At 64.3% G+C, this 11656-nt stretch carries 13 protein-coding genes, 1 tRNA gene and 1 pseudogene; 7 read left to right on the top strand and 8 right to left on the bottom strand.

Annotation, left to right across the window (positions count from 1 at the left end):
- Nucleotides 1-81: 81 nt before the first annotated feature.
- Nucleotides 82-834 carry a sulfite exporter TauE/SafE family protein gene (locus UNPF46_RS34000; RefSeq protein WP_142252983.1) on the bottom strand — a complete coding sequence of 251 codons (753 nt, stop codon included), beginning with the start codon at nucleotides 832-834 and terminating at the stop codon, nucleotides 82-84.
- A gap of 89 nt (nucleotides 835-923) precedes the next feature.
- Here UNPF46_RS34000 and UNPF46_RS33995 point away from each other — a divergent pair, with 89 nt between their 5' ends.
- Complete coding sequence (locus UNPF46_RS33995) at nucleotides 924-1814, top strand: LysR substrate-binding domain-containing protein (protein WP_142252982.1); 891 nt, start codon at nucleotides 924-926, stop codon at nucleotides 1812-1814.
- A gap of 175 nt (nucleotides 1815-1989) precedes the next feature.
- Here the strand turns inward: UNPF46_RS33995 and UNPF46_RS33990 are convergent, their stop codons facing one another.
- Both UNPF46_RS33990 and hisN read right to left on the bottom strand, forming a co-directional pair.
- A complete protein-coding gene (locus UNPF46_RS33990; protein WP_142252981.1) occupies nucleotides 1990-2955 on the bottom strand; it encodes a Bug family tripartite tricarboxylate transporter substrate binding protein in 966 nt (321 codons plus the stop codon).
- Nucleotides 2956-2977: 22 nt separating this feature from the next.
- Entirely contained in the window at nucleotides 2978-3760 is a 783-nt protein-coding gene (gene hisN, locus UNPF46_RS33985; RefSeq protein ID WP_100174581.1) for a histidinol-phosphatase, read from the bottom strand.
- A 25-nt stretch (nucleotides 3761-3785) separates the two neighbouring features.
- On the opposite strand from hisN, the gene UNPF46_RS33980 reads away from it, so the two are divergent.
- Nucleotides 3786-3998, top strand: a complete 213-nt coding sequence (locus UNPF46_RS33980; RefSeq protein ID WP_142252980.1) for a hypothetical protein — start codon at nucleotides 3786-3788, stop codon at nucleotides 3996-3998.
- Between the two features lie 293 nt (nucleotides 3999-4291).
- On the opposite strand, the gene UNPF46_RS33975 is transcribed toward UNPF46_RS33980, so the two are convergent.
- Nucleotides 4292-5182, bottom strand: a complete 891-nt coding sequence (locus UNPF46_RS33975) for an N-formylglutamate amidohydrolase (protein WP_142252979.1) — start codon at nucleotides 5180-5182, stop codon at nucleotides 4292-4294.
- 331 nt (nucleotides 5183-5513) lie between these two features.
- On the opposite strand from UNPF46_RS33975, the gene cpdR reads away from it, so the two are divergent.
- Both cpdR and UNPF46_RS33960 read left to right on the top strand, forming a co-directional pair.
- Nucleotides 5514-5873: a cell cycle two-component system response regulator CpdR gene (gene cpdR / locus UNPF46_RS33965; RefSeq protein ID WP_007597092.1), complete on the top strand. Its 360-nt coding sequence runs from the start codon at nucleotides 5514-5516 to the stop codon at nucleotides 5871-5873.
- Between the two features lie 75 nt (nucleotides 5874-5948).
- Nucleotides 5949-6023, top strand: a tRNA-Val gene (locus UNPF46_RS33960).
- A gap of 182 nt (nucleotides 6024-6205) precedes the next feature.
- On the opposite strand, the gene UNPF46_RS33955 is transcribed toward UNPF46_RS33960, so the two are convergent.
- A complete protein-coding gene (locus UNPF46_RS33955) occupies nucleotides 6206-6661 on the bottom strand; it encodes a hypothetical protein (protein WP_142252978.1) in 456 nt (151 codons plus the stop codon).
- A gap of 308 nt (nucleotides 6662-6969) precedes the next feature.
- Here UNPF46_RS33955 and UNPF46_RS33950 point away from each other — a divergent pair, with 308 nt between their 5' ends.
- Nucleotides 6970-7887, top strand: a complete 918-nt coding sequence (locus tag UNPF46_RS33950; protein WP_142252977.1) for a hypothetical protein — start codon at nucleotides 6970-6972, stop codon at nucleotides 7885-7887.
- A gap of 82 nt (nucleotides 7888-7969) precedes the next feature.
- Here UNPF46_RS33950 and UNPF46_RS33945 read toward each other — a convergent pair whose 3' ends face one another.
- Nucleotides 7970-8437, bottom strand: a complete 468-nt coding sequence (locus UNPF46_RS33945) for an NUDIX hydrolase (protein ID WP_142252976.1) — start codon at nucleotides 8435-8437, stop codon at nucleotides 7970-7972.
- Nucleotides 8438-8637: 200 nt separating this feature from the next.
- Here UNPF46_RS33945 and UNPF46_RS33940 point away from each other — a divergent pair, with 200 nt between their 5' ends.
- On the top strand, nucleotides 8638-9060 hold the full coding sequence (locus UNPF46_RS33940; RefSeq protein ID WP_142252987.1) for a RidA family protein: 423 nt from the start codon (nucleotides 8638-8640) through the stop codon (nucleotides 9058-9060).
- Between the two features lie 9 nt (nucleotides 9061-9069).
- Here UNPF46_RS33940 and UNPF46_RS38790 read toward each other — a convergent pair.
- Nucleotides 9070-9416: pseudogene (locus UNPF46_RS38790) on the bottom strand (enolase C-terminal domain-like protein); the annotation flags it as partial.
- Between the two features lie 94 nt (nucleotides 9417-9510).
- Between UNPF46_RS38790 and UNPF46_RS33930 the strand changes: the two are divergent.
- On the top strand, nucleotides 9511-10371 hold the full coding sequence (locus tag UNPF46_RS33930; protein WP_142252975.1) for a hypothetical protein: 861 nt from the start codon (nucleotides 9511-9513) through the stop codon (nucleotides 10369-10371).
- 85 nt (nucleotides 10372-10456) lie between these two features.
- Here UNPF46_RS33930 and UNPF46_RS33925 read toward each other — a convergent pair whose 3' ends face one another.
- Nucleotides 10457-11548 (bottom strand): enolase C-terminal domain-like protein, encoded by a 1092-nt coding sequence (locus UNPF46_RS33925; protein ID WP_142252974.1) that lies wholly within the window; start codon nucleotides 11546-11548, stop codon nucleotides 10457-10459.
- Nucleotides 11549-11656: the final 108 nt, after the last annotated feature.

The raw sequence follows: 11656 nt of genomic DNA, 5'->3' as shown, positions 1-11656 counted from the left end.
GATGAATCGTCATCGCGCTTTAGGTTGTTGTTTGCGCATGATCTTTCCGGAAAACCGCTTCGCACTTTTCCGGATCATGCTTTAGGCGAATTCCTTGAGCAGCGCACTGCCGGCCAGATAAAGCCCGAGCAGGATCATCGCGATCAGGAACCAGCGACGGAACGCTTCCGCCGGCATCCGGGCCCGCACCGACTGGCCGATGAACATGCCGGCGAAGGCCATCGCCATGCCCACGGCGCCCGGCACCGCATTGGCCGGCGTCAACAATCCGCCCACGGTGAGGTTGAAGGCGAGCGCCAGCGTCGCCGTCGTGAAGAACACGCCGAGCGCCTGCACCAGCTCGTCCTTCTCCATGCCGATCGCCTGCATGAACGGCATCGAGGGGATCACCTGCACCCCGGTCGAGGCCGAGATCACGCCGGTGATGACGCCGACCACGGCGCCGACCCATCCCTCGTTCGCGGGCGCGACGTGGAACTTGAACTTGTTCAGGCCGATCACCGCGTAGATGACGAGCAGGACGCCGAGCACGATCGTGCCGTAGCGCGCATGCGGGCCGGTCAGCGCGCCGGCATTGAGCCAGCAGCCGATCACGGTGCCGATCATCAGCGGCCATAGCCGCCGCAGGATGTCGCGCAAATAGGGGCCGGCGAAGGTCTGCCAGATGTTCGTGACGATGGCCGGCACGATGACGATGGCGATCGCCCGGCTCGGCGCCATGCTCACCGCGAGCAGGCCCATGGAGACCGTCGGCAGGCCCAGCCCGACCACGCCCTTGACGAATCCGGCGAGCAGGAAGACGGCGGCGATAACAATGAGAAGCGGGTCGATCATGTCCGCACATTGACCGAAGCCGCGCCGGCGCACAATCTGGAGGTTACGGAGTTAGCCTTCGTTTGAAACGAAGTCTGAGGAGACCTGCCATGCGCTTTGACCTCGTCGATCTCCAGCTCTTCATCGCGGTCGCCGACCAGCGCAGCATCACCCGCGGGGCGGAGCGCTCGCATCTGGCGCTGGCTTCGGCCAGCGCGCGCATCAAGGGGCTCGAGGACGCGCTCGGCGTCGCGCTGCTCAAGCGCGGACGGCGCGGCGTCGAATTGACCGCAGCCGGCGAGAGCCTGCTCGACCATGCGCGGCTGGTCATCCACCAGATCGACGCCATGCGCGGCGACCTCGCCGGCTTTGCCTCAGGCGTGCGCGCCAGCGTGCACTTCCTCGCCAACACCTCGGGCCTGTCGGAGCATCTGCCGAAGGCGCTGGCCGGCTTCCTGCGCGAGCATCGCGACATTGCCGTCGACATCGAGGAGCGCGAGAGCACCGACATCGCAGCCGCGGTCACCGCGGGCGCGGCCGATCTCGGCTTTGCCGCCGAGCACGCACTGCCCGACCACATCGAGCGCTTCCTGTTCAGCGAGGACCGCCTGGCGCTGGTGACGTCGAAACGCGGCCCGTTCGCCGGCCGCCGCCAGATCGATTTCCAGGAAGCGGGGGCGTACGACTTCGTCGGGCTGACCAGCGCCACCGCGCTCCAGATGCATATTTCGAAGCATGCGGCGCGGCTCGGCATGCGCCCGCATTTCCGCGCGCGCCTGCGCGATTTCGACGCGATCTGCCAGATGGTCGCCGCCGATGTCGGCGTTGCCCTCGTGCCCGAAGCCGCCGCCCGCCGCTGCGCGAAGCTGATGCCGCTCGCCATCGTCCGCCTGCGCGATGCCTGGGCCAACCGCAAGCTCGTGATCTGCGCGCGCAGTTTCAAGGCGCTGCCAAGGCCGGCGAAGATGCTGGTGGAGCATTTGAGGGCGGAGGCGGTGTGAGGCTTCTTACCCTCCCCTGGAGGGGGAGGGTCGATCGCGCGAAGCGCGAGCGGGGTGGGGTGATCTCTCGACTCGAGCTGTGTCGGATGTGGAGATACCGTCACCCCACCCCGTCTCACATTTCACTGCGCTCATGTGAGCCGACCCTCCCCCTCCAGGGGAGGGTAAGAAAGACCTACTTCGCTGTCTCGACGCCGGCGTCCTTGATCACCTTCGCCCACTTCTTCGTCTCATCGGCGATGAACTGCCGAAAATGCTCCGGCTCGTCGCCAATCAGCGTCGCGCCTTGCGCCGCGAGCTTCTCCTTCACCGCCGGATCCGCCATCGCTTTGGTCGCGAGAGCATGCAGCGCGGTGACGATCTCCTTCGGCGTGCCCTTGGGCGCGACCATGCCGTACCAGTTCTCGATGCGCAGATCGGGAAAGCCCGCCTCCGCCGTGGTCGGCACGTCGGGCGCGGTCGGGGCGCGCATCGCCGAGCCGATCGCGATCGGCCGCAAGGCGCCCGCCTTGACCTGCGGCAGCAGCACGGGGAGATCGAGGAAGGTCATCTGCACCTGCTGGCCCAGCAGATCGTTCACGGCCGGCGCCGCGCCGCGATAGGGCACGTGCACGATGTCGATCCTGGCCGTCAGCTTGAACAGCTCACCGGCCAGGTGCGGCAGGCTGCCGGGTCCCGAGGAGGCGAAGTTGAGCTTCCCGGGCTGCGCCTTGGCGAGGGCGATCAACTCGCCGATGTCCTTCGCCGGCACGTTGGTCGCCACCACAAGCATTTCCGGCACGGTCGCAACCAGCGTCACCGGCGTCAGGTCGGCCAGCGTGTCGTAGGCGACCTTCTCCATGCTCGGGCTGATGGCGAGGGCGCCGGCCGAGGAGATCGCGATGGTGTAGCCGTCGGGCGGGGCCTTGGAGACCGCGTCGGTGCCGAGCACGCCGCCCTGGCCGCCGCGATTGTCGATCAGCACGGGCTGGCCCGACAGCTCCGACATGCGCTGGCCGATCACGCGGGCGATGATGTCGTTGGGGCCGCCGGCCGGGAAGGGCACGATCAGCTTGATCGGCTTTGCAGGAAAATTCTGCGCCGCCACCGCTGACGGCAGCATCAGGAACAATCCAAGGAGAAGCCTGCGTGAGATGGTCATGCAAGCCTCCCGCTCGCGTCTGTTATTGGTTCAGCAGTTTCAGTGCTTCTTCGTGAACCCTGGCGTCGCCGGCCGCGATGATGCGGCCGCCGCCCTGGGCCGGCTTGCCTTCCCAGGTGGTGACGACACCGCCGGCCCCGGTCACGATCGGGATCAGCGCAGCGATATCGTAAGGCTTCAGCTCGGTCTCGACCACGAGATCGACGTGGCCGGCCGCCAGCATGCAATAGGAGTAGCAGTCGCCGCCATAGCGCGACAGCCGCGCGCCTTGCTCGATGCGGCCGAAAATGGCGCGGTCGCGCTCGTTCATCAGCAGGGGGCTGGTGGTGTAGGTCGTCGCCTCCGACAGCGAGGCGCAGCGGCGGACCTGGAGCCGGCGCTCGCCGGAGGGGCCTTTATAGTTGGCCGAGCCGTTGTCGCCGGAGAAGCGCTCGCCGATGAAGGGCTGGTGCATCATGCCGAACACCGGCGCGCCCTTGTGCAGCAGCGCGATCAGCGTTCCCCAGATCGGAAAGCCGCCGATGAAGGATTTGGTGCCGTCGATGGGGTCGAGCACCCAGACATAGTCGGCGTCCTCGCCCTCATTGCCGAATTCCTCGCCGACGATGCCGTGCTGGGGGAAGTTGGCCTTGATCAGCCGCCGCATCACCGCCTCCGCGGCGCGGTCGGCCTCGGTGACGGGATCGAAATCCTTGGTCTTGCTCTTGTCGTCGATCGACAACGATGTGCGGAAGAACGGCAGGATGGTTTCGCCGGAGGCGGTGGCGAGCCGTCCGATGAAGGCGGAGAAGTCGATCACCGTCACGGCGTATCCTCAAAGCGAAAGTTGGATGAAGCTCGACTCCTGCCTAGCTCAATTCGCCTCCCGCGTGCAGCGCTGTCTTGATTTGCACCCTGGTATTTTGGATGCCGCCGCCTGCTGCCTCATCCAAGTCATCCGCTGGCCAAATATCGATCACGGCGTTGAAAACTTAGTTCCGGGGATGCCTTGTTCGTATGCAAATGATAATCAACCCATTGAATTTCCTTATCAAAGAAACTGAATCTGGGTTTCCATGGAAGCAACTGAGCCATGTGCTTATTGCATGGGAAACGGCTCAAAAGCCCTTGCGCTTTGTGCGGCGCGGTCGCATATTGTTGCGGTGCGGTAGCGCTTGGCGTTACCGCTGCCCTCCTTGGGCGTTTCCTCCCTAGACTTGGGCCGCTTGCGTCATTCGCGAGCGGCCCTTTTTTCTTGGGGCCGCCGCTTTCGTTTTGAAGCGCGCGGCGAAGCCAGGCGAAGGCGCGGTCGCGCTCATCGCAGATGATCATTCTTCCAGAGAAGAGAAGTCGGCGCTTATTCCGCCGCGGCCTGGAACGGGCCGAGATCGCCGAAGGGAATCGTGGTCGCCAGCACCTCGGCGAGGACGCCGAAGTCGGTCGCCACTTGCGCAAAGCGCGGGCCGCGCTCGCGCCGCCGCTCGTCCATGTAGATCGCGCGGTTGAGCTCGAGCTGCACCGCGTGCAGGCCGCTCGCGGGATTGCCGTAATGCTCGGTGATGAAGCCGCCGGCATAGGGCTTGTTGCGGCCGATCGAATAGCCGAGGCCCGTCATGGTCTCCTCGACCCTATCAGGCAGAAGCGGCGTGCAGCTCGTGCCGTAGCGGTCGCCGATCACGACGTCGGGCCGGCGCGGCTCGTCCCTGGAGACGCCGACCGAGGGCATCGAGTGGCAATCCACCAGCACCACGGTGCCGAACATCTGGTGCACCTTGTTGATCAGCCGGCGCAGCGCGCGGTGGTAGGGCTTGTACAGCGTCTCGATCCGCCCCAGCGCATCGTCGACCAGGATGCGCTCGCGATAGATCTCCTGACCGTCGCCGACCACGCGCGGAATGGTGCCGAGGCCGCCGGCGACCCGCATCGAGCGGGTATTGGCAAAGCTCGGGAGCCGTCCGCTGAACATGCGGGGATCCAGCTCATAGGGCTCGCGATTGACGTCGACATAGGAGCGGGGAAAGTTAACCCTGACGGTCGGAAAGCCGCGCTCGCTCAGATGGCCGATCAACTCGTCCATGAAGGAATCTTCGGACCGCCGCAGCGTCAGCAGATCGATCCTGGAGGCGCTGAGGAATTCGTCCGGATAGATCGAGCCGGAATGGGGCGAGTTGAAGATGACCGGCGCGCGCCATTGCGCGGGCTCCACGATCTCGAAGGCTGGCGACGTCTCGCCGTCAAACCGGGTCATCTTCTCAGGCTTCGTCCCTTCGCGCCGGGATCTGGCAGGGGCCAGACCGCATCGATTCGGCCGATCGAGCGGCTCTTATGTGTCGTCATTGTCCGGAATCGCAACCATTCTGCCAAGCGAAAAGATGTGATGGCCGTTGGAACATGTCTTAACCGTGTGGGCAGGGAGGCGGGGATACGCCCGCGCGGCTCGATTGATTCGAGCCGTTTTCCGGTTCACAAGAGGGCGGCAGCGAGAGCCGGCTCAGGGTAAAGATTTTCACCCCAAATTTACCCTCCGTCGGGCTTAGTGATCTCTGCTGATATCCTCTGGGGATGCGACGATTCCTGCCATGCCAAAGATCCTGCTCGCCGAAGACGACAACGACATGCGCCGTTTCCTGGTCAAGGCGCTGGAAAATGCCGGTTTTCAGGTCTCGTCCCATGATAACGGCATGGCCGCCTATCAGCGGCTGCGGGAAGAGCCGTTCGAGATGCTGCTCACCGACATCGTGATGCCGGAGATGGACGGCATCGAGCTCGCCCGCCGGGCCTCGGAACTCGATCCCGACATCAAGATCATGTTCATCACCGGCTTTGCCGCGGTCGCCCTGAACTCGGATTCGGACGCCCCCAAGAACGCCAAGGTGCTGTCCAAGCCCGTGCATCTGCGCGAATTGGTCAGCGAAGTGAACAAGATGCTGGCCGCCTAAATCGGCCTTGTTCCGTCCTTGCGCCGGCTCCCTTGAGCCGTTATAGGGACCCCACCCGACGGAAGTGGACTTTTAGGGCACGTAGCTCAGCGGGAGAGCACTACCTTGACATGGTAGGGGTCACAGGTTCGATCCCTGTCGTGCCCACCATCTTCTTCAATCGCTTTGGCGCACCGTGCCTGAGGCCTGAAGGTGGTTTCCACAAAGTCCCATTTTAGCCCCGGACTGCCGCATCCGGCGTATCGACCGGACGCCGATCGAGCCAATGTGGCTCGCCAACGCTTTGGGGAGCTGCGGCCGTGTCTTCCGCGCCTCCGTCGATCCCGCGCCGCCTATTTCAGGCCGGTCACAGCCAGGACCGGGCCATCGCCGTCAGCATCGGCACGGCACTGAAAGCGGTGGTCTTTGACTTCACTTGTCGCCCATTCTCGCTCCCTCGAAAGGGCGATGGTCTGGCACTTCATCACTTCAGACGATGCCTGCTGGACGGTGATCGAAGGGAAGACAGCGGCGATGAACCGGCTGACCGTCTCACGATAGGGAGTTGGCGGCGTCCTCTCGCCGGACTGCGCGACGACGCCAATGATCGTGTGGTCTTCGCACATCACCCCCAGCATCGGGACGCTTGGATGCTCGATCAGGTCCCCAATCACCATTCGACGCGAGACCGTTCCGCCGATCTTGGAAGCCGCTTCCGCAGCTTTGGAATCGCATTCGTCTGCAGATGCTGCGGTCGACAACAACATCGCGGTTGTGATCGCCACCATTCCACGATTCAGCGAGAGCATGGCACGACTTCCTGGCAAACGACGAGCAGGCTGGGCCTTCGCCAGGAGGCGCCTGAGCCGACATCGGGGCGAACGATCCGCCGATCCGGCTCTTCGATTCCGGCGATTTTATCGTGGGCCAGGAATTTTTCCCGCGCCCATCCCATTTGGGTCATGACGGTCGCCCGCCAGCCGCGCCTTTGGTTCTGGGCCGCCTGGACTTGCTCGACGAAGCCAGGGACGCGGTCCGTGGAATGATCAGGTCCATGGCAGTTGCCGGGGCGAAGGCCTGGTCGTTCCTCGATTGACGAACCTCGGCGGAGCCACGCATGATCGAGCTGGATGGACGCGTTTGGGGGCCAGAGATGAGGCGTTTGACTGCCGTTTTCCTGTTGTTGGTCTGTGCCGCGTCTGCTGAAGCCGCGCCGCCATCCAGCTGCGCCGGAAAATTCATCGGAGACTGGCGACATTCGGGCAGCGGCAACAGAGGCACGTTGAAGCCGGATGGTGCGGCGTTGTGCAGCGAGCATCCGGCTTGCGTCCAGGGGACATGGACCTGTTCGGGAAACGTATTGACCTACACCAACAGCTTGGGGAGCTGGAATTACACGCTCGAGCCCGATGGGCGATCGATGTCGACGAACGGCGGCGCCGCGGTTGCCGTGCGCATTGGCGCAGTCCCCGCGAGCGCCCGATCCAGGGATCTCGGCTCGGCGGCGAAGAACGTCACTGCCGATATTCTCGGGATCGACAGAACGCCCTCCGCAGCTCCCGAGGCTGGGCCACCCGCCGCGGCCAAGCCGTCCCTCAAGCCGTCCATGGACCGGACAAAGGCCGATTCCGGCGAAGGAGCCGCTCTATTCGGAGCAGGTAAAGAAGCCTTCAACAATGCGATGCGAGCATCGTACGAAAGTCGAAAGAGTTACCTTCGGACGGCCGAGCACTACTTCAAGAGGTCTGCCGAAGAGTTTCGCAAGACCGGCGATTTACAGAACGAGGCGAAAGCGAAGGAGAACATCGAGAAGATCCGAGCCGTCGATGCAAAGACGGCAGATCATGCTCCACCGCCCGAGCGAAAGCCGAAAGCCGCCGGCGGCCAGCTGTCCAGGCAGCAATGCACCACCATGATCAGCCAGATCAACAGAACACAGGTTGCGCTCTTGCGGGATCCGGTCAAAGGCAGCGACGCTGAGCGTGAGGTGCTGAAGCAGCAGAAGGCAGAACTCGAAAAGCGCTGCAACCAATGAGGCTTGCAAGTCTGCCGACGTCGCCGCGGCGGCCAGTCTGGAACATTCCCCTCGAGACGGTTGCCGGTGAAGGAAGTGCTTTCTACGCGGTCCCTGCCGCCGTCCTCAGCAGCAGTTTCTTCAGTCCGGTCGGATAGAGGCTCGGTCCGCCATCAACGTCGAGATCGGCAAGGTCGAACCAGCGCGCGACGATCTGCTCTCCATTGTCCTCGCAGAAGTCGATGCGGTCCCGGCCGGCGAAGGCGCCCTCTGGAAACGCGACCTCCGCGACGAACACCACCTCGTGGCCGGTCGATCCCTCGTGCACGAAAATGTTCTCCAGCACGACAGGCTCGCTCGTGATGGTCACGTCGATGCCGAGCTCTTCGTTGAACTCCCGCACCAGAGCGGCCCGCCAGCTCTCGCCGAACTCGATCTCACCGCCGAGCGGGCGTACGCCCTTGATGCGCCCGGTATCGTCACGAACCTCGGCCGCCAGCAGCCGCCCGTCCCGCCACTGCAGGCCGATTGCGACGACGCGGATGTGCGGATGAGGGCGCCATGTGGTCATGGGGAACCGTTATCGCGCGCGCCGCCGCCGTGCAATGCGCGGAGGCGCGTTCTGTCAGGCCGGATCAGGCTTCGCAGCCTTGATCGACGACTCGCCGCCTGCCATTGTCCGGCCATCCACCACGGCGAGCTTGGTCCGATCGAGGTACAGAGTTCGCCGAAATGCGTCGCTTCGCCGGATGTGAAGAGAAGGCTATCGAGATGAGCAGCGTGAACAAGCCCGGCGGCAACTACTTGCCGGTGATCATCCATGGTGGACTCGCCTATGTCAGCGGCCAGCTGCCGCGCCGCGGCGAAGAGTTGCTGTATGCGGGCAAGGTCGGAGCAGGTGTCGATATCGCTGCCGCACAGGAAGCCGCTGCCCTTTGCGCTGATCTCTGCATTTCCGCCATCAATCACGCAACGGGCGGCGAGGACAGGATCGTCCAGGTCCTGCAGGTCGTGGGGTATGTCGCTTCAGTGCCTGGATTCACCCAGCAGTCGCAAGTCATGAACGGGGCCTCGGACCGGCTGATCGAACGTCTCGGTGAGCGCGGTCGTCATACGCGCACGTCCGTCGGCGTCGCCGAGTTGCCGCGCGGGGCGCCGGTCGAGCTGAACATGATCGCTGCTGTCCGGACCTAACAGGCCGCCTTATCCAACGAGATATCTGGCAACCGCCGCTTCGTCCCACGCGATACCGTTGCCGGGCTCCCCGCTCGGCAGCGCGAAGCCGTCCTTGATCTCGAGCCGCGTTGCCAGCACGGCATCCGCCCAGTCGACATATTCCAGCCAGTGAGCCGTCGGCGTCACGCACAGCAGATGCGCGCTGACCTCCGAGAACAGATGCGTGGACATCTCGATGCCGGCGGCATGGGCGAGCGCGGCCGCGCGCAGCCAGCCGGTGACGCCGCCGATGCGCTGGCTTCCGCCGCAGGCGCGGTCTGCATCGAGAAGGTCCTGTCGAACTGCTCACCGATCTGGACCGGCATATGCAGCGCCCACCAAGGCGCTGGCAATGCGTTGATCTTGATCAAGATGGCGGCGACGAAACGGCGCAACCTCAATCAGAAGATGCAGATGGGAGGATTGACCATGCGGGCTTATCTCTTCGCATTGGCTCTCGTGTTAGCCATTCTGGGGCCGTCTTCGGCGCATGCGGGGTGCTGGCCGAGCGAGAATTTTCCGATCGTCTGCTGGCTCGACACGAAGGGCGAAGGGTGCTCGGAGCACCACGCGCTGACCAGCTACAAGGCAGTGATGTACCCGCATCCGGACCAGTCGATCTATGAGTTCGAAACCACCCATTGGTGGGACGGCCCTCCCATAACGGCCTGTCCACCGACCAAGACGGTCAAGTTTACCAGCGTTTGGAACCGCGAGACGGGCAAGGCGGAGGAAACGGCGTCCAACGGTTGGTCGTCCTGGACGCGCTACATCTATTGCACCAACAACCCATGGACCGGACAAGGCCCGCCTGCGGTGCCGGTCTGTTCCGGACCTGCCAATGACCCGAATGTGGGGCAGCCGGTGACCTCGGCGATGCTGACGCAGAGCCAGCGCGTGAATTTGCTTCAGGTCCAGGAGCCGCTCCACACGAAGTGCCTGCAGGTCGAGCCTGACCCGATGGGTTCGGAATGGCTTACGGGAAGCTCGGTCGTCCGTGTCGTCGTTTCGCACCATGAATATCAAAGGATCGAGTGGCACTATTTCTTCCAGGAGTTCTATTCGTTCGAGGGCTGGAAGGAAGTCCCCGCGCCGAAGTCGAAGATGCCGTTGATCTCGACGAAGAAATACACCGAGCGCCGCATCGCGACCACGACGGGGCGGTTCTGGCTCAACAAGCAGGGACGTTGGAAGATCGTCGCGGTCCCGAAGCCGACCTCGCTCGCCGCCCAGCTCATCGCGACGACCGTGACCAACGAATGCCCGGGCGCGCGATTCAATATCCAATGACGGCAGATCGACGAAAGGCCCCCTCCTGAAGCGCGTGTTCGACAGGCAATGACGAACACGCGAAGGAGCATCCACGGACTACAATCTACCCGACCAGATACTTCTTCACCGCCGCCTTGTCCCACGCGATGCCGTTGCCGGGCTCCTCGCTCGGCACGGCAAAACCGTCCTTGATCTTGAGCCGCGTTGCCAGCACGGCATCGGCCCAGTCGACATATTCCAGCCAATGCGCGGTCGGCGTCACGCACAGCAGATGTGCGCTGACCTCCGAGAACAGATGCGAGGACATCTCGATGCCGGCGGCATGGGCGAGCGCGGCCGCGCGCAGCCAGCCGGTGACGCCGCCGATGCGCTGCACGTCGGGCATTACGTAGTCGCAGGCCTCCGCGGCGAGTGCCGCCTGCATCGCGAAGGCGCTGTCGAAATTCTCGCCGATCTGGACCGGCGTGCGCAGCGCGTCCGCAATGCGGGCGCAGCCGGCATAGTCGTCGTGGCGGATCGGCTCCTCGATCCAGGTGAGGCCCTCGTCGTCCAGCATCTCGCCGCGGCGGATGGCGTCGGTCACCGTCAGCGCCTGGTTGTAGTCGCACATCAGCGTGACCTCGTCGCCGACGGCCTTGCGCACGGCGCGGACGACGGCGAGATCCTCCCGCGCATCGGGACGGCCGACGCGGATCTTGGCGGCCCCGAAGCCTTCGGCCAGCAGCTTGTGCGCCTCGTCGACCGCGGCACCCGCCGGCATGATGCCGAGCCCCTTCGAATTGTAGGCCCTGACCGGCTTCGGCGCGCCGCCGAGCAGCCGCGCCAGCGGCAGGCCGCGTGCTCGGGCGAGCGCGTCCCATGCGGCCATGTCGATGCCGGATTGCGCCAGCCGCTGCAGGCCGGCGAGGCCGAGCAGCGTGAAGCGCTGGGTCAGCTTGCGCTCGATCTCGAACGGCAACAGCTCGTCGCCGGCGACGAGCTCTGACATTTCCGTGACCATCGCCGTCAGCGGCTTCAGGGCCGACGGCGTGATCGAGAACAGATAGGCGTGCCCGACCGCGCCCTGGTCGGTTTCGCAGTCGATCAGCACCAGCGGCGCCTTCGCCACGGCCCCGGTCGAGGTCTTGAGCGGCAGGTTCATCGGCACGATCACGGGGCGCGCGTTGAAGCGTTTGATGCGGATGGTCTCGGTCATGGCGCAGGCTCCGGATGATCAACGGTGGTTGATGCCGATCTTAGACATTCGTGATGAAACGGAAAGGCGCCTGGTCCGACCACCATAAAATGGGGTTGCGCGAACCGG

This window comes from Bradyrhizobium sp. UNPF46, assembly GCF_006658625.1.
Lineage (GTDB): Bacteria > Pseudomonadota > Alphaproteobacteria > Rhizobiales > Xanthobacteraceae > Bradyrhizobium > Bradyrhizobium nitroreducens.
The sequence above is the reverse complement of the archived record's forward strand: the minus strand, read 5'-3'. Positions and strand labels throughout refer to the sequence as shown.